16 protein-coding genes and 2 pseudogenes are annotated in these 16,409 nt (G+C 65.2%); 11 read left to right on the top strand and 7 right to left on the bottom strand.

From position 1 onward, the window contains the following. Positions 1-85: 85 nt before the first annotated feature. The gene (locus tag E4A48_RS17540; protein ID WP_039004836.1) at positions 86-1,459 is read right to left on the bottom strand and encodes an MFS transporter; all 1,374 of its coding nucleotides are present in this window, start codon (positions 1,457-1,459) and stop codon (positions 86-88) included. A 258-nt stretch (positions 1,460-1,717) separates the two neighbouring features. On the opposite strand from E4A48_RS17540, the gene E4A48_RS17535 reads away from it, so the two are divergent. The 4 genes and pseudogenes from E4A48_RS17535 to E4A48_RS17520 all read left to right on the top strand — a co-directional run bounded on the left by E4A48_RS17535 (position 1,718) and on the right by E4A48_RS17520 (position 7,607). Beyond that, complete coding sequence (locus tag E4A48_RS17535; protein ID WP_058196490.1) at positions 1,718-3,826, top strand: methyl-accepting chemotaxis protein; 2,109 nt, start codon at positions 1,718-1,720, stop codon at positions 3,824-3,826. Positions 3,827-4,273: 447 nt separating this feature from the next. Further along, a complete protein-coding gene (locus tag E4A48_RS21460) occupies positions 4,274-5,164 on the top strand; it encodes a type II toxin-antitoxin system RelE/ParE family toxin (RefSeq protein ID WP_142742870.1) in 891 nt (296 codons plus the stop codon). Positions 5,165-5,455: 291 nt separating this feature from the next. Next, positions 5,456-5,695 (top strand): annotated as a pseudogene (locus E4A48_RS17525) (hypothetical protein); the annotation flags it as partial. Between the two features lie 649 nt (positions 5,696-6,344). Further along, positions 6,345-7,607: an alpha/beta hydrolase family protein gene (locus E4A48_RS17520; protein ID WP_039004833.1), complete on the top strand. Its 1,263-nt coding sequence runs from the start codon at positions 6,345-6,347 to the stop codon at positions 7,605-7,607. A gap of 535 nt (positions 7,608-8,142) precedes the next feature. Here E4A48_RS17520 and E4A48_RS21300 read toward each other — a convergent pair. Then, entirely contained in the window at positions 8,143-9,033 is an 891-nt protein-coding gene (locus E4A48_RS21300; RefSeq protein ID WP_260607987.1) for a hypothetical protein, read from the bottom strand. 85 nt (positions 9,034-9,118) lie between these two features. On the opposite strand from E4A48_RS21300, the gene E4A48_RS17510 reads away from it, so the two are divergent. Continuing rightward, entirely contained in the window at positions 9,119-9,298 is a 180-nt protein-coding gene (locus tag E4A48_RS17510) for a hypothetical protein (protein WP_142742869.1), read from the top strand. Between the two features lie 166 nt (positions 9,299-9,464). On the opposite strand, the gene E4A48_RS17505 is transcribed toward E4A48_RS17510, so the two are convergent. Further along, a complete protein-coding gene (locus E4A48_RS17505) occupies positions 9,465-9,821 on the bottom strand; it encodes a SymE family type I addiction module toxin (RefSeq protein WP_142742868.1) in 357 nt (118 codons plus the stop codon). Beyond that, entirely contained in the window at positions 9,814-10,140 is a 327-nt protein-coding gene (locus E4A48_RS17500) for a hypothetical protein (protein ID WP_260607986.1), read from the bottom strand. Before E4A48_RS17500 ends, E4A48_RS17505 begins: the two co-directional genes overlap by 8 nt. 251 nt (positions 10,141-10,391) lie before the next feature. Here E4A48_RS17500 and E4A48_RS17495 point away from each other — a divergent pair, with 251 nt between their 5' ends. The 3 genes and pseudogenes from E4A48_RS17495 to E4A48_RS17485 all read left to right on the top strand — a co-directional run. Continuing rightward, positions 10,392-11,216, top strand: coding sequence for a restriction endonuclease (locus E4A48_RS17495; RefSeq protein WP_142742867.1), 825 nt, complete (start codon positions 10,392-10,394; stop codon positions 11,214-11,216). Positions 11,217-11,482: 266 nt separating this feature from the next. After that, positions 11,483-11,737 carry an antitoxin gene (locus E4A48_RS17490; RefSeq protein ID WP_039008653.1) on the top strand — a complete coding sequence of 85 codons (255 nt, stop codon included), beginning with the start codon at positions 11,483-11,485 and terminating at the stop codon, positions 11,735-11,737. Between the two features lie 33 nt (positions 11,738-11,770). After that, a pseudogene (locus E4A48_RS17485) lies at positions 11,771-12,568 on the top strand (transposase); the annotation flags it as partial. A gap of 125 nt (positions 12,569-12,693) precedes the next feature. Here the strand turns inward: E4A48_RS17485 and E4A48_RS17480 are convergent. Next, positions 12,694-13,452, bottom strand: coding sequence for a hypothetical protein (locus tag E4A48_RS17480; protein ID WP_260607985.1), 759 nt, complete (start codon positions 13,450-13,452; stop codon positions 12,694-12,696). Between the two features lie 453 nt (positions 13,453-13,905). Between E4A48_RS17480 and E4A48_RS17470 the strand changes: the two genes are divergently transcribed. Together E4A48_RS17470 and E4A48_RS17465 are read left to right on the top strand one after the other, a co-directional pair. After that, positions 13,906-14,130 (top strand): helix-turn-helix transcriptional regulator, encoded by a 225-nt coding sequence (locus tag E4A48_RS17470; protein WP_068830466.1) that lies wholly within the window; start codon positions 13,906-13,908, stop codon positions 14,128-14,130. Next, the gene (locus E4A48_RS17465; RefSeq protein WP_221887386.1) at positions 14,127-15,419 is read left to right on the top strand and encodes a type II toxin-antitoxin system HipA family toxin; all 1,293 of its coding nucleotides are present in this window, start codon (positions 14,127-14,129) and stop codon (positions 15,417-15,419) included. Before E4A48_RS17470 ends, E4A48_RS17465 begins: the two co-directional genes overlap by 4 nt. Before the next feature lie 40 nt (positions 15,420-15,459). Here the strand turns inward: E4A48_RS17465 and E4A48_RS21295 are convergent, their stop codons facing one another. Then, positions 15,460-15,591 (bottom strand): hypothetical protein, encoded by a 132-nt coding sequence (locus E4A48_RS21295; RefSeq protein ID WP_256058226.1) that lies wholly within the window; start codon positions 15,589-15,591, stop codon positions 15,460-15,462. Between E4A48_RS21295 and E4A48_RS17460 the strand changes: the two genes are divergently transcribed. Then, on the top strand, positions 15,590-15,922 hold the full coding sequence (locus E4A48_RS17460) for a hypothetical protein (protein ID WP_142742866.1): 333 nt from the start codon (positions 15,590-15,592) through the stop codon (positions 15,920-15,922). The two genes, E4A48_RS21295 and E4A48_RS17460, sit on opposite strands and share 2 nt — an antisense overlap. Before the next feature lie 103 nt (positions 15,923-16,025). Here the strand turns inward: E4A48_RS17460 and E4A48_RS17455 are convergent, their stop codons facing one another. After that, positions 16,026-16,409 (bottom strand): type II toxin-antitoxin system RelE/ParE family toxin, encoded by a 384-nt coding sequence (locus E4A48_RS17455; protein WP_142742865.1) that lies wholly within the window; start codon positions 16,407-16,409, stop codon positions 16,026-16,028.

Here is a 16,409-nt window from a genome sequence, read left to right as displayed (position 1 = left end):
CTGCGACGGCGGCCCCTGTCGGCGGGATTGCGGTGCGCCGCTGCACGGGCGCGGCCAGACCACGCCCGTGCAGACGTTGCCGGCCTCAGCCGCGCTGGGCCGCCGCCTTCGCGGCTCGGCGCTCGCGCATCGCACGCTCGTCGTCGAGCCAGTTCGCGCCCTTGTTGCTCAGGAAGACCATGTACACCACCAGCGACACCGCGATCACCGCCGTGGCATACCAGACGAACGTGGTCACGTGGCCGGTCTTCAGCGAGGCCTGGTACAGCAGCGGCGCAGTGCCGCCGAAGGCCGAGTTGGCCAGCGCGTAGCCCAGGCCCACACCCAGCGCGCGGATGTGCGTGGGGAACAGCTCGGCCTTGACCACCGCGTTGATCGAGGTATAGCCGGTCAAGATCACAAAGCCGCCGGTCAGGATCGCGAACGCGGTCAGCCAGTCGCTCTGCCTGGGCAGTTGCAGCACCAGGAACCAGGTGTAGAGCACGCCGCCGATGCCGAAGAACACCAGCAGCGTCTTGCGCCCGACAATGTCCGACAGCCAGCCGCCGACCGGCTGCATCAGCATCAGCACGGTCAGCGCCACCAGGTTGATGAGGGTGCCGGCCATCACGTCGTCGCCGGCGAACGCGGTCTGGATCATTTTCGGCCCGGTGACCGAATACGTGTAGAAGGCGATGGTGCCGCCCGCAGTCACCAGGAAGCACAGCAGCAGCGGCCGCCACTGGTGCACGAACAGCTCGTGCAGCGAACCGGCCGAACGCGCCCCGCCCTTCTTGGCCTCGGCAATGGCGTCCGAGCCCAGCGACTCATCCATCGTGCGGCGCAGCCAGAACACCACCAGCGCGCCGACGCCGCCCAGGCAGAACGCCAGGCGCCAGCCCCATTCGGACACCCAGCCCTTGTCGGCGAAATGCAGCATCAGCAGCAGCGTGGTTTGCGCCAGCACATGGCCGCCGACCAGGGTCACGTAGTGGAACGAGGACAGGAAGCCGCGCCGGCCGGGGATCGCCGCCTCGGACATGTAAGTGGCGCTGGTGCCGTACTCGCCACCGGTCGCAAAACCCTGCAGCAGCCGCGCCAGCAACAGCACGATCGGCGCGGCGACGCCGATCGTGGCCACCGTAGGCGTCACCGCGATCGCGAACGAACACAGCGCCATCAGCGACACCGAGATAGTCAGCGCCAGGCGCCGGCCGTAGCGGTCGGCGAAACGGCCGAAATACCACGCGCCGATCGGCCGCATCAGGAAGGTCATCGCGAAGATCGCCCACACGAACATCGTGGCGTTCTTGTCTTCCTTGGAAAAGAACTGCGATTCGAAATAGACGGCGAACACCGAATAGACGTAGACGTCGTACCACTCGACCAGGTTGCCGGCCGAACCCTTGAGCGTATTGGAGACCGAGCGACGAAGGCTGCCCGGCGCGGCGCTGGCATTGGACCGAGAAGGCGCGTGCATGCGCAAGACCTGTTGATGGACACCGGGCGAGTATAGGCAGACGCAGGCGATGGCATTGTCGTGACCGCCGTCACGGATGCCATGCACCCCAGCGGCGCGGCCCATGGGCCGCGCGTCCGTGGCGCTTCAGTTCGCCCGTGCGACGCCGCTACTGCGGGGTTACCCCAACGTAGGCGCCGCGCGGGTGCCGCAACCCTATTGCCCGCCGGCCGCCACCCACCATCGATTCCTCCCCTTCACCCAGCTCCTCGCCCTCCCATGCACCTCTTCTCGAATCTGCGCATCGGCCAGCGCCTCGCGCTCGGTTTCCTCGCCATCATCGTGCTGATGATCCTGCTCACCGTCGTCGGCATCCAGCGCGTGCACAGCATCGACCAGCGCCTGACCGCCATCAACCAGGTCAACAGCGTCAAGCAGCGCTATGCGATCAATTTCCGCGGCAGCGTGCACGACCGCGCCATCGCCCTGCGCGACGTGGTGCTGCTGGACGACCCGGCGAGCCGGCAGGCGACCGAGCACGCGATCGACGCGCTCGCTGCCGACTACGCGCGCGCGGCGCAACCGCTGGACGGCCTGCTCGGCGCCTCCGCCGACCCGCAGGAACAGGCCATCCTGCGACGGATCCAGGAGATCGAACGGCGCACGATGCCGCTGATCGCGCAGGTGCGCAGCCTGCGCGAGGCCGGCGCCAGGGAGCGAGCGCAAACGCTGCTGCTGCAACAGGCGCGCCCGGCCTTCGTCGACTGGCTGGCCAGCATCAACGCCTTCATCGATCTGCAGGAAGCCAAGAACCGCCAGGCCGCCAAGGACGCAATGGCCATGGCGCGCGGCTTCGCCGTGCTGATGATCGGCTGCACCGTGCTGGCCTTGCTGCTGGGCGCGACGATCGCCCTGCTGCTCACCCGCCGCGTGGTGCGGCCGTTATTGCAGTCGCTGCGCATGGCCGAGCGCATCGGCGCCGGCGACCTGAGCAGCCCGGACACCTCCACCGCCAACGACGAGTCAGGGCAGTTGCTGCGGGCGATGCAGCAGATGCAGCGACGCCTGCACGACGTGATCTCCGCGCAGCGCGAGATGGCCGCCCGCCACGATGTCGGCGCCATCAGCTACCGCATGGACGCACAGCGGTTCCCCGGCGAATACGGGCGCATGGTCGCCGACACCAACGCCCTGGTCGATGGCCACGTGCAGACCCAGTTGCGCATCACCGACATCATGGGCCGCTACGCCATCGGCGACCTGCGCCAGGACATCGCGCACTATCCCGGCGAGAAGGCCGCGATCAGCGCCGCGATGCAACAGGTGAAACAGAACCTGCACGCGATCAACGTGCAGATCCAGACGCTGGCCGAAGCCGCCTGCGCCGGCGACTTCGCCCACCGCGGCCAGCCGGCCAGGTTCGAATACGCCTTTCGCGCCATGGTCGAGAACCTCGACACCATGATGGCCACCGCCGACGACAACCTGGCCAGATTCTCCGCCCTGTTGCGCGGCATCGCCGAGGGCGACCTGACGGTGCGCATGGCCGGCAACTTCCACGGCGTGTTCGCCACCATGCGCGACAACGCCAACAGCACCGTGCACCGGCTCACCGACATCGTCGCCCAGATCCAGCGCACCACCAACAGCATCGGCTTCGCCGCCGAGGACATCGCCCGCGGCAACCAGGAACTGGCCCAGCGCAGCGAACAGCAGGCGGCCAGCCTGGAGCAGACCGTTGCCTCGATGGAAGCGCTGACCTCCACCGTGAAGCAAAACGCCGAACACGCCCAGCGCGCCAACCACCTGGCGCTGGGCGCGGCCAGCGTGGCCACGGAAGGGCGCGACGTGGTCGGCCAGGCGGTGGAGACCATGCATGGCATCGAGGCGGCGTCCAAGCGCATCGCCGACATCATCGCGGTCATCGACAGCATCGCCTTCCAGACCAACATCCTCGCCCTCAACGCCGCGGTGGAAGCCGCGCGCGCCGGCGAGCAGGGCAAAGGCTTCGCGGTGGTGGCCGCGGAAGTGGGTACGCTCGCCCACCGCGCGTCCAGCGCGGCGAAAGAGATCAAGACCCTGATCGACGATTCGGTGCAGCGCGTGAGCCACGGCGCCGCGCTGGTGCACAAGGCCGGCACCACCATGGACCAGGTCGTGTCCAGCGTGCAGCACGTCACCGACATCATGGGGCACATTTCCGCAGCATCGCGCGAGCAGGCCAACGGCATCGCGCAGGTCAACCAGACCATCGCCAGGATGGACGAGACCACCCAGCAGAACCTGGCGCTGGTGGAAGAGGCCAGCACCGCGGGGCGCGCGCTGGAGGACCAGTCGGCGCAGCTCACCCTGGCAGTGGACGTGTTCAGGGTCGCTGCCCACGCCTGAGCGCAGAGCGCAACCGCTGCTCGCGCCTTCATCGATCCAGCCGCGCCCATCCGGCGCCAGCGTGGCCGGCCACGGCTGGCCGGCAAACGTGCCTTCCACGCTGACCATGCGCTGCGGCGGCCGCTGGCGGGCAGGGCAACGTCGCGGCCTTGCTAGGGACGGCTGCAGCCGCGCGTCTTTAAGCGGGTGGCGGGCGTTGCCCGTGGATATCGCAGCCAAGACGAAGACAGCGCCGCGCCGGCCTGTCGCCGCGGAAGCGGACCCCTGCGCGTGGAACCGGCCATTACGCCGGATCGGACGCCTGGCCATGCCGGCAGCGCCAACAGCAGTTAAGCGCGCTGCAGCCCGACAAACGAGCGGAGCCTCGCACGCGTTACGATGGCGCCCCACCGGCCGCACCCTGCAGACACCCATGAAGGCCCGCATTCCCGACGCAGCCGCGGCGGCATGAGCAACGCGTCGCATCGCGCGGCTCCCCGGGCAACCTCCTGGGTCGAACGCCTGGACCCCTGGATTGCCGCCATCGTCAGCGCCGTGCTGCACCTGCTGATGTTGCTGCTGTTGTTGCTGGCCGACCCGCCCACCATGAACACCCCGCAAGGCGCGGCCAGCGGCGGCCGCACCAAGGTGGACTTCATCGGCGCCACGCGCCAGCCCGTGCCACCGGTCAAGACGCCGCTCAGCCCGCAGCCCAAGCACAAACCCGCACCGGTCAAGGCGCGGCCGGCAACCTCGCCGGTGCAGTCCACCCTGGTCGCGCAGGCCGACGACCCGGTACCGCCGCCCGCTCCGGTCGCCGCCGCCAGCGCGCCCGCTCTGCCAGCGCCCACGCCGGCAGAGCAGCCAGCACCGCCGCAACCGGACCCGGCCGCGCAGCAACAGACCCAGGCCGCCGCCAGCGAACCCGAACCGACCCGGCGCCGCGAGACCTGGACCGGGCGCCCGCCGGGCGCGATCGACCAGGACCTCGGCCCCAACGAGGCCGGCCTGGTGCGCGACGGCGGCGGTCGTGGCGGCCGCCGCGGCGACCTCAGCGACGCCGGCCCCAGCATGGAACTGGGCGGCTACCTGGTCTATTACGACCTGCGCAGCGAAACCCTGCTGCGCGCCTGGATGGACCAAGGCATGAAGGAATTCTTCATCCTGCTGCCCGGCACCCAATACCGCATGGCCTGCCCCCTGGAAATCGCGATGAAGCGCGGCTCCGGCAAATGCCGCGCGCTGCCGCCAGACTCCCCGGAACTGAAGGCCATCGGCGACGCCCGCGAGGTCATCACCATGCTGCAGGTCTACAAGCAGGGCGAACTGGTCTGGCGCGGCCCGGGACCGTACAAATAGCCCCTTTCCCACCGGCAGAGGGGTTGGGTGAGGGTCCGGCGCGAAAGCGTCTCGCGGAATTGAGCCTGTCGCCGTGCCACCTGCGTGCCTGCCGCTACTGTGCAAGCGCCTTTTCGCCGCCCGCACCGCTCAGCACATGCAACGTGAATGGACATGCCGTGCAGCACGCGCCATCACGCGGCTTTTGCAATTCCCCATCGGTCCGATTGCTAGAGTATCGGCCCGTCCACGGCGGCGGCCCACCTGCGCAGCACGGCCGACCGCGACGCTTGGAGCAATCCATTCAATAGCCGGCGCCTCGACGCCGACGCGCCGGCCGTGTTCTACGGCAGGCTCGGCGTGTTCGCCTGGAACCCCGACGTGAAGGCCGGCTCCACGGTGATCGTCAAACAGGTCGGCAGCATGACCCGCAATGCGGAATACCCCACCGAGACCCTGGTGTGGAACGCAAAGGGCACCGCGCTCACGCGCCAGACCGTCCCCACGTTCGAACCGAAGCCAGGCGCGGCGGTGCTGTACAAGGTGCGGTAACCCCGTTGGTCCGGCCTGCGCGGCGGCGCAGTCCGCCACCCGGCAGGCGCGCGCTCGAGGGGACCCGCCCGCCGCACGCGGTTCGCGTCGCCTCCGACAGCCACGCTGCATGCGCACGCGCCTTCCACGTCCACGTTCACGCCGGGCAGTGGCGTGGCATGCGCGACCAACGTCATCGGCGATGCGAAACCAGGCAGCCATCCGCGCGACCGGCGACGTTGCCACCTTGTGACTCCGTCGCTGCCCGACCGACATAACCGCTCGATAGCGGCGCACAACGGATGCCGCATTATCCAGCGGCACACCGCGGCTATCTTTAAATCCATGATTATATATTTATGAAATATTTGATCATGGCAAACCGCCGATCCGGCGTTATTTCGCGACCCGGCCTGAATTAGGCAAAAACCTGGCAGAAAAATGCGGATTTTCCTCAAATCGCCGTGCCGATGTGGCGTTGCGCACTCAACGCCGCCGACGCGCCGCAAGTTTCGTCGGCGGCGTGCGTCCCGATAATTTGCTAATTACTGCGCGAATCAATACCGCAGATAAATCCCGCCCTGGTTGTCGCAAAAATAACCAAGCTGCCGTAGTAGCGTTTGCTCCCTACTCTCCCGGCAATCGGGATTCAACTGCGAGGATGTTGTCCATGGCCCTACTGTGCAACCGGCTGACGCTGCGCGCTCTTTCCATGATTGGCGTTGCGGCGGCCGCACTGCCCCTGGCCGCGTCGGCGGCACCGGCGCGCGGCACACTGCTCAAGAGCAGTGTCCTGACCAGCTACACCCACCAAGCGATCGGCGCCATCCTGGCCGATGAGCAATCCACCGACCAGGCAACGTGCGACGTCCGCCTCACCGAGTTCACCTACGCCACGATCGGCGTCAACGGCGAACCCGCTACGGCCTCCGGGGCGCTGCTGGTGCCGGGCGGTAGCCAGTGCGCCGGCCCCTTCCCGCTGGTGAGCTACAGCCAGGGCACCGAGTCGCTGCGCCACGCCGAACAGGCCAAGGGCATCCGCGACGCCAAGGGCAACGACATCCTGGTCACCCACTTCGCCACCCAGGGCTACGCGGTGGTCAGCAGCGATTACCTGGGCATCGGCCAGTCGAACTATCGGTTCCACCCCTACCTGCACGCCGCATCCGAAGCCAGCGCCAGCATCGACGCACTGCGCGCCGCGCGCCAGCTCCTGCAGCGGCTCAATACTCCCCTGTCGGGCAAGGTCATGGTGACCGGCTACTCGCAGGGCGGGCATTCCGCCATGGCCACCCAGCGCGAGATCGAAGCGCACCTGTCCAACGAGTTCCACCTGGTCGCCAGCGCGCCGATCTCCGGCCCGTATGCGCTCAGCCAGACCTTCCGCGACAGCTGGAGCGGCCACAATGCCGTGGGTGAGAACACCTTCGGCATCGTACTGAGCAGCTACGCCGTGATCGGCATGCAGCGCACGTACCACAACATCTACCTCGCCCCGTCGCAGGTGTTCCAGGACCCGTGGTCCAGCAAGGTGGAAGCGCTGTTCCCAGGCACGCAGAGCCTGACCGACCTGGCGCTAGGCGATACCTTGCCAGGCATCGACAAGGTGCGCAGCTACTACCAGCCGGGCTTCTACAACGACTTCGCCAGCAACCCCAACAACCCGTTCCTGCGCGACCTGGAGCGCAACGACCTGCTGTCCTGGACGCCGCGTACCCCGACCCTGCTGTGCGGCTCGGATAACGACGCCACCGTCCCGCTGAAGAACGCCACCACTGCCATCGCCGCGTTCAAAGCCCGCGGCAGCAATCAGGTGTCCATGCTCGACCTCGGTTCCGGCGATCCCAACGACAACAGCGCGCTCGAGCACCTGCTGACCAAGGAAGCCTGCACCATCGCCGTGCGCCAGCAATTGTTCGACAAGTACCGCTGAAGTCGCGGCAGGATCGCAGGCGCGCCCCTCCCCCCGCGCCTGCATCCTGCCGCGCATGACCGCTGTCGCGCCTCACCATAGGCGCGGCAGCGCGTGCTAGACATGCAGGCAACACCTGGTGTCGTTGCCGCCGTCCGGAGGCGACGATCCCCCGGCGCCCGCCGCCTGGTGAAAGAAGGATGGACAGCAGCAGCGTGTCGTTACCGCCGCTGTGTAGCGACCTGTCCAACCCCCATCGCATGTACCGATGCCTCCCGATGCCGCAAGTTCGGCGGCACAAGGTCGCCAGCGTTGCACGCAGCATCCCGCGGGCGTCGCAGCATCGCCACACGGATCACGGCGAACGAAACGGCTATTCCAGGGACAGCGCGTCGGCAACGCCGAACACCACACCAGCGCGACCGGCGAACGAAACAAGGGCGATACGGCGGCGCGCACTGCAGGCGGCGATGGGGCGCTTCGCCAATTGCAGTTCGACATCGGCATCGACCTGGGCCGGCGCGCGGCCTCCGGCCCTGACGCGCCTTGCTTGGCTTTATAACATCGGCAGTTGGGGGTTCTTCTTGATGAGATTCTTCAGCGCATTTACCAAATCGGTGGCGTTCTCATTGTTTTCCTTGGCCGTGATCACAGCCACGATATTTACGTCCTTACCTTGGCGGATCGCCTCGAGAAAATTTCCAACCTTGGTATTCAGCACATTTTTTTCGTCTTCCATCGATTTAGACGTCTGATCATCCACTTTCACCATGCGCAAGGCGGCCTTCATGACCTCCTCCTTGATCTGGGCATGCGATCCAGGCCGCGTCACCGATGCCGTTTTCGGCACAAATGCGGGGGCGGATAACCAATTCGAGCGAACTAGCGCAGCTGAGTGAACGGGCGCATTCGCCGCAAGCAACCCAGGCGGCAATGTCGGCCGCAATGTCGGCCGAGGCTTGCCCGGGTTGCGGGTGAAGTAGTCGTCAACCTTTTTCTCAAGGTCGCTAACGGTCTTCTCCAGTTCGTCGCCGCCTTCGATCTTCTCCCCCCACTCATGGATGAGCACCCCTCGGCTGCGCTTCTCCAGCTGGTTCTGCAAGTCCAACGCTGTTGCGTACTCTGGAAAATTTCCATTTTCGAGATCCTTGCACTCTTCCACAAGATCGTTGATCTTCGGCAGCAAGTGCATCTTGATCCGGCAACGTATGTCGCGTTCTGCAGAGGGCAGATCACCTTCTGGCACGCCGTGCATGTAAGGCCGTGTTCGTTTCTCGGCGAGCGCCTCAAGCCGCGGGTCGCCGGATGCGGCGCGTACATGCCAGCGATCGCTGCCTTGCTCGGCATCGCGCTGGATCAGAGGGCAACTGGGAGAAGTAGGAGAAGTAGGAGAAGTGGGAGAAGTGAAAGAACTGGAACACGTCAATATTTTTTTCAATGTTTGCATTGCGACGCCACTTTGCTTGAACAAGGCAGACGAATAAACCGCCAGATGCCGTCTGCTTGATCGTGGCAACCGAAGAAGTGATGCAATGAACGAACTGCTCGCCGGCGCGATTGGCCGGAACACGCTCGCGCGGTGGACAGCGAAAAAAGATGGGATAGAGCGCACTTCATGGCAGCACGTCGCCAGCATTACGGCTGGAGCGGTGCGCCGTCGAAACAAGGCGACCGGCAATGCGCATGACGGCCGATTCCGGCACCAGGTTTGAATCTGGGATGGGGATCGCATGGGACACAAACGCAGACCCATCGGATCGACCAGGGCCTGATGCTGTGCCCCGACCGCCGCCTCGACGCCGAGGCGACGGCGGCGTTCTACGGCAGGCTCGGCATGTTCGCCTCGACCCCGGAAGCACCCGATGCCGGCCTGCCGCGTCAGCACGCTTCGGCCACGCGCACCACCAGTTCGCCGGCGCGCACCTCGATGCGCAGCGTGCTGCCGATGGTAAAGCCCAGCTGTTCCAGCCAGCGCCCGCGCAGGCGCAGCGCCGGCACCAGCTGGTTGCTGGCCGGGTAATAGCCGTAACCCATCTTGCACCGCTGCGGCGGGCGCGTGCGGCGCGGTGCGCGCGGCGCGCGGGCCTGCTCAGCGGCAAGTTCGGCGGCGATCTGCTCGGGCGTCAGCATCGGCGTGAGCGTCGGCTCCACGATGGTCCAGTCGCGAAATTGCGCTGGCTGGTGCGGCGCACGCTTGCGCGGTGTGGCGGCGGGTCGGGAAGGCGGCTTACGCATGGCGCGGCTCCCCCTGCGACAGCGGCGCCAGGCCATCGCCACCCAGCCGTTGTGCGTGGATCTCGTCCACGATCCCGCGCACCGCGCGGGCGGCAGTGAAGCTGCTCTCGCCCAGGATCGACACGCTCTTGTCGTCCAGCGGCGCCCCGCTGCACACCGCCACCATGTCGCTCTGCGCGGTGATGGTGCGCAACAGCGCGTGGAACTGGTCGAGCTGCTGCAGGGTGACGCCGAAGGTGAAGTGTTTCTCCTGCGTGGCTGTGGCTGCTGGCGCGGCGTACGGCGGCGCGGAGGTGATGCGAGCTTTCGAAGTCTTCATGGCATCCGTCCTCGACGTGGCGGACGGGGTGTCCGCACGGCCACCGTAGCGCGTGCTTCTGGATATCCAAAAATCAGATATTCGCTGCGAGGTTCAGCTGCGCAATGGCCCTTACGGTAATCACCTCAAGCCAATCTCGTGGGTTGCTCCCCTGCCTTGAAGCACCTGATGTCTCGATTCGTAGACGGCGCAATCGCTACACGGACAGTCATTGATTATGGCGCTATGGTTGGTCATGGGACGAGGGTGGCATGGGACGCAAACGGGGAAACACCGGTTTTGACGCGCTGGCAGCATTGCCGTGGCCGCTTGGACTAGCGGCCGGCATCGCTGGCTTTCTTGTTGTGCGCTATGGGCTCGCATGGTGGCTCTCCCAACATGGCGGCATGTTGGCGCAAGGCATCGCGCAACAATCGGACAGCACGCTCGCGCCGCTTGCTTGGATCGTGCTGCTCGTCTGCTGGATGGCTGCGCTGTTCTCCTTCCTAAGCGCACGCCATCGCCGCCGCTTGCTGGACACCCGCACCACCCTGGAAAGCCTCGCCGCCGGCGGCTGGCGCCAATTCGAACTACTTGTCGGCGAAGCCTTCCGCCGGCAAGGCTACAGCGTGGAAGAGACCGGCCTGGGCGGCGCCGACGGCGGCATCGACTTGATCCTGCGCAAGGACGGTCACCGCACGCTGGTGCAGTGCAAGCAATGGAAGCGGCAGCAGGTCGGCGTTAGCGTCGTGCGCGAGATGTATGGACTGCTGGCGCATCACCAGGCACAGGCGGTGAAGATCGTTTGTATCGGCAGCTATACGAAAGATGCGGCACGGTTTGCACAGGCCAAACCGATCGAGCTGATCGGTGGCGAGCGCTTGTTAGAGATGATCCAGGCGGCACAACGCGGCGGCGCCGCGGTGACATCCTCCAAACCCCGTATCGAACCGGCACTCGCTCCAGCAATCGACGCTGCCGCTCAATCGCCCACATGCCGACAGTGTGGGAACGCTCTAGTACAGAGGACTAACAATCGTACGGGTGAAGCCTTTCTTGGCTGCAGCCAGTTTCCGCGATGCCGAGGAACCGGATAAGTAAACCTGACCCCGTTACTTTAGTTCGAGGTGCCATTTAGTCGCAGCCTGCAGGAATAATGGGGCCAGAGGAAATATCTGTTTGAAAGGCATATTTCTTTTAACCCTGTATCTGTGCCTCTTGCACTGCATCTAGGATATGAATCTCGCGTGGGCATGCTGGCATAGCGCTCGCCGCACATCCAGGATTTAGGCGATTCACCCACCCAGCTTTGGCGCTCAATCCCCATGTGCTAATGTGGGTTTGTGCATTTTTGGAGGCCTCTATGAGCCGGTTGACCATCGATCTCAGCGATCAGCAGCACCAGAGCCTCAAGGCGCTGGCCGCGTTGCAGGGCAAGACCATCAAGCAATACGCGCTCGAACGCTTGTTCCCCGGCGATGTGGACGCCGATCGGACGTGGCAGGAATTGAAAGCCGTGTTGGGAGCGCGCATCGACGAGGGACTTGCGGGCAAGGTGTCCGCCAAGAGCGTCGGCGACATTCTCGATGAGGAACTGGCCGAGGGCCGCCGCGTTTGACCAAGCGCTACGTCCTCACCGAGGCGGCTGAGGCCCTGGTCGGCGTTGGAGCAGGCCCTTTCGGCGCGCCTATCGGCTGATCCGTCGCGCGGTGGCCGGCCGGCCCTGCCGATCCGGTTGATGGCTGGGCTGCTCTACCTCAAGCACACCTACGCCCTGTCCGACGAGGCGGTGTGTGCGCGTTGGCTGGAGAACCCGTACTGGCAGTTATTCACCGGGGAGGTGTTCTTTCAGACGCGCTTGCCCTGCGACCCCAGTTCGCTCACGCGCCGGCGCCAGCGCCTGGGCGAGGCCGGGGTGGAGAAACTGCTGGCGCAGACGATCAACGCGGCCAAGGCGATGAAGGCGCCGGAAGTGGAGTGCATCGGCAAGGGCAAGGCACGCAGGCCGTATGAGTTCGGAGTGAAGGTCGGCATTGCGGTGACGGCGAAGAAAGGCTTGATCGTGGGCGCACGTCGCCTCCCGGGTCATCCCTACGACGGCGACACGCTGTCCAGGCAGCTCGAGCAGGCGAGCGCGCTGATGCAGGACGTGGCCGCAAGACCGCAGGTGGCCATCGTGGACCTGGGCGACCGGGGGCGGGAGGTGGCTGGCGTACGGATACTGCACCGAGGCAAGGCCAAGTCGCTCACACGCAGGCAGTGGCGCTGGATCAAGCGCCGTCAGGCGGTGGAACCGGTGATCGGGCATCTGAAGCAGGAGCACCGGCTGGACCGCTGCTGCCTCAAGGGTGCGCAAGGCGATGCGCTGAACGCCATCGATGCGGCTGCCGGCTACAACCTGCGCTGGCTGATGCGTTGGATCGCGTTTTTGCGTGCTTGGCTCCAAGCCAGCGTGCTCGCGCCGATGGCGAAATCCACCGCAGTCGTTGCGGCGGTCATATGCTGGCGGGGATTCTTCAGAGCCGACTATTTGCTCAACTCCACTGTATCATCCTTAATTGAAAATCGAACCTGTCATTTAACCCCAATTGGGCGTTTATCCAGAAATGGAGCAACCCCATGTTTTGCTATATAGATCTTTTCGATAGCCTCATTCAGACGTAGCGCCTCTGCTTCACCCAGCATCCTTTGCTCATTTGAAAGCGGCTTGGTTATCATCAAATCCCTTGTTATTCCAGCCCGTGTGTCACCTCGCATTTCCGTGACGCGCGACAAAGCGTACGCCGCCACAGGATCTCCACCACTGCTTCCACCTTGATAAGAGGCGAGCATGGTCAACGCAAACAAATTTCCTTCAGCGCCCGCTTCAATAAGGCGCTGTTGAGCTTGCTTATCGACGGGAAGCAACCTTGCATCAAGCATTGCTTGAGCAGCTATGTCACCGGCTTCAGCCGCCTGCTTCAAAAGTAAATCTGGGGCAAGCATATAGGCTTCCCATTGCTTTTCATTGGGATAACCATGACGATCCAACCACTGCTGCTCCGCTTTACTTTCCGCAAAGGACGGATCATCCTTAAAGCTCAACCCTTCTCGTGTTCGAGGGACTTCTGGAAAAGGATGCCTGACTGATTTTTTTTTCGGAGCGTCGTTAGATAAAACAGCTTTGGAGCTTGGAATGGGGTCGGTAGAATGCGAAACATCGGAGGATACAGCCGGGGCAGCGTTCCCACTATTCGCTTCTACACCTTCATCCTTCCCGATACGCTGCATCCACACAAGGCCCACGACGATGGCTATCGCCAGAACGCCTAGTCCGACAGTTTTTTGATTCATAGCTATTTAGCTCTTTTCGCAATTTACGTTATAATAAATATTACAGATGATAGTTTTATTGGCACCTTAATGTAAAGACACGGCACAAATGATACATCAGCCGGCAAAGCACTTTTCTGCTATCGATATATCGTTGGTTAGTAGCCTCTTTGCTGGCCGCCTTCGGCTGCGAAGGCATCTCCACGCGCCAACATAACGGGCCGGCCGGCAATCAGGATGTGTGGCACTACCCTGTGCACGTGTTCCCGCGCTACGCGAATGACCGGCTGTATGGGGGGCAGAAAGTGCGCTACGCCACGGAGGAGCGGATTGCGCTGGCTGCCCGTCTTCGGGCTGCTTTGCCGTAGCGTGCCGGTGAGGAACTGCCCGCATCCCCCTGTCTGCCTGTCGCCCCGCCTGCTCTGCATCGAGGCGCCGAGACTGAGCGACCGGGCGCCTGCATAGTCAATAAAAATGACTCAGGCCGAACTCGCCGCCCGGGTGGGCGTGAGCGTGCCCACGGTAGGCAAACTCGAGCGCGGCGATCCTGCCCTCAGCCTGTCCACCATGCTGCGCGTGCTGACCGCGCTGGGCCTGGACAAGGACATCGACCTGCTGGCCCGCCACGACGAGGTGGGCCGCCAGTTGCAGGACAGCCAGTTGCGGCGCACGAACGCGAAGCGGGAGTCCACGCCGTGAGCTGCGCTGCCGATGAGGTGCAGGACCTCAACCAGGTCGAGGTCTGGCTGGACGACGCCGCACTCGGCGGCCGCGCGCTGGTCGGCCACCTGACCCGCCGGCCCAGCCGCACGGGCGACACGCTCCAGTTCCACTATGCCGACGGTTGGGTGGACCAGGCAGCGCCGATCCGCGCCTTTGCGCTGGATCCGCAGTTGCCGCTGCACCGCGGCCCGTTGGTCGCGCGCGACGGCGCCAGTGCGTTGACCGGCGCGTTCGTGGACTGCTCGCCCGACCGCTGGGGCAAGCACCTGATGGACCGGCGCGAGGTAATCGATGCGCGCGAGCACCATCGCCGGGTGCGCGCGCTGCGCCCGTGGGATTACTTGATTGGCGTCAACGATGCGTCCCGGATGGGCGCGCTGCGCCTGCGCTCGCGCGACGGGCGTTATCTGGACGACCACGCGCCGAGCGCGCCGCCGATGACCGAGTTGCGCGCGCTGGAGGCCATTGCGGTGCGCGTGGAACGCGGCGACAGCGACGACAGCGACGACAGCGACCATGACATCCGATGGATCAAGCCATTGGTGGCGCCCGGCGCATCGTTGGGCGGCGCCAGACCCAAGGCCAGCGTGCGCGACGCCGATGGCACGCTGTGGCTGGCCAAGTTCCCTTCCAGCGACGACCGCCACGACGTGGGTCTGTGGGAATTCGTGACCTACCGGCTGTCGCTGGCGGCGGGGATCGCCATGCCTGCCGCACGCCAGCTCGCCCTGTCCGCGCTTGGCACCACGTACGCGGTACAGCGCTTCGACCGGGCCAGCACCGCGCGCCGTGCCTACGCGTCCGCCTTCACCCTGCTGGACGTGGACGACAGCGAGGGCAGCAGCTACGTCGAGCTTGCCCATGCCATCGAGAACCACGGCGTGGCCGCGGCGATCGCCGACGACTTGCGGCAGTTGTTCCGCCGCGTGGCGTTCAATGTGCTGGTCGGCAACCGCGACGACCACCTGCGCAACCACGGGTTCCTGCGCGAGCCCGGCGGCTGGCGGCTGTCGCCGGCGTTCGACGTGAATCCCAATCCAGACAAGGACGCCCACGTGCTGGCCATCGGCCTGGACGATCCCACCCCCGACATGCGGCTGCTGCTGGACACCTGCGCGTACTACCGCCTGCGCAAGACGCAGGCGGGCGAGATCATCGAGCAGGTCCGCGCGGCCGTGCGCGGCTGGAAAGAGCAGGCCCGGCGCTGCGGCGCGCGCGGCGCCGAGATCGCGGTGATGGACGCGGTCATCGACGCGGAGCGCTGAGATGCCATGCAAGCACACGCTTCCGCCCTGCCTCGCCGGTTCAGCCGTCGCCGATGATCTCCACGCGCGCTGGCTGAACCGCAAGGCGCTCGCCCACGTCTGGAATCTTGACCTGCCATACAGCCACAACGCCGCATCCTTGCGCCGATTTCAACACCGGAGAGCTGGACATGACGAAGTGGATGGGTGCCGCGCTGGCCGCGGCGATGCTGATGACCGGCTGCGCCTGGGTGGAAGGCGAGAAGTACGTCGGCCACTGGGTCAACGTGCAAACGCAGGACGAGGTGATGGATATCGAGCGCAACGGCGAGTCCTTCATGGTGCGCAACACCACGCCGCGGTTCTTCAGCCGCAAGCCCAAAACCGAGAGCTACCCGGCCGTCTATAAGGATGGCGTGTTGCAGGTCTCCAACGACGGCGAAACGGTGAACTTCGCCATCGACCAGGCCAATGGGCACCTGCGCACCGGCAGCGACGAGTACCAGCGCGTTCCAGCCAAGTAAGCGCGCGCGAACAGGACGCAGGCAATTACTCCGCCTGCGCTCCCCCCAGGGAGCCGAGGATGAAAGAGAACGGGCGTTAGGTGCACGTGCCCGCCGGCCGCCATCATCCTCCGGGCCACAGCCTTGCGAAGTCGAACGACAGCTGCCGGTGATACCGGATGGAGAGCAAGTACACCGTGGCGGTGGTGGAGGCGGACGCCTCCACCACCGTGTAGAGCATCAGGTAGTCGCCATGCGGGTAATTGCGTAATGCATCGGGCGCGCCCACCGGCAACGCGGCCAACTGCGCCAATGCCTCGGCCGACTGCGGCGGGTTGTCCAGGTAGCGCCGGCCTATGCGTGGGAAACGCCGCAGGTTGGGGATGACCGTGGTGCGCAACTCGGCGAGCAGATCATCGAAGGCGGCACCGGCATCGGCTTCCAGCAAGAACGCCTCGATGGCGTTCAGGCACGCAAGGAAGCTCGCGGTCAGTTCGACCCGGTACAA

The organism is Xanthomonas translucens pv. cerealis, from assembly GCF_006838285.1.
GTDB classification, from domain to species: Bacteria; Pseudomonadota; Gammaproteobacteria; order Xanthomonadales; family Xanthomonadaceae; genus Xanthomonas_A; species Xanthomonas_A cerealis.
Note: the sequence above shows the minus strand (reverse complement) of the source record. Positions and strands in the feature narration are given on the sequence as shown.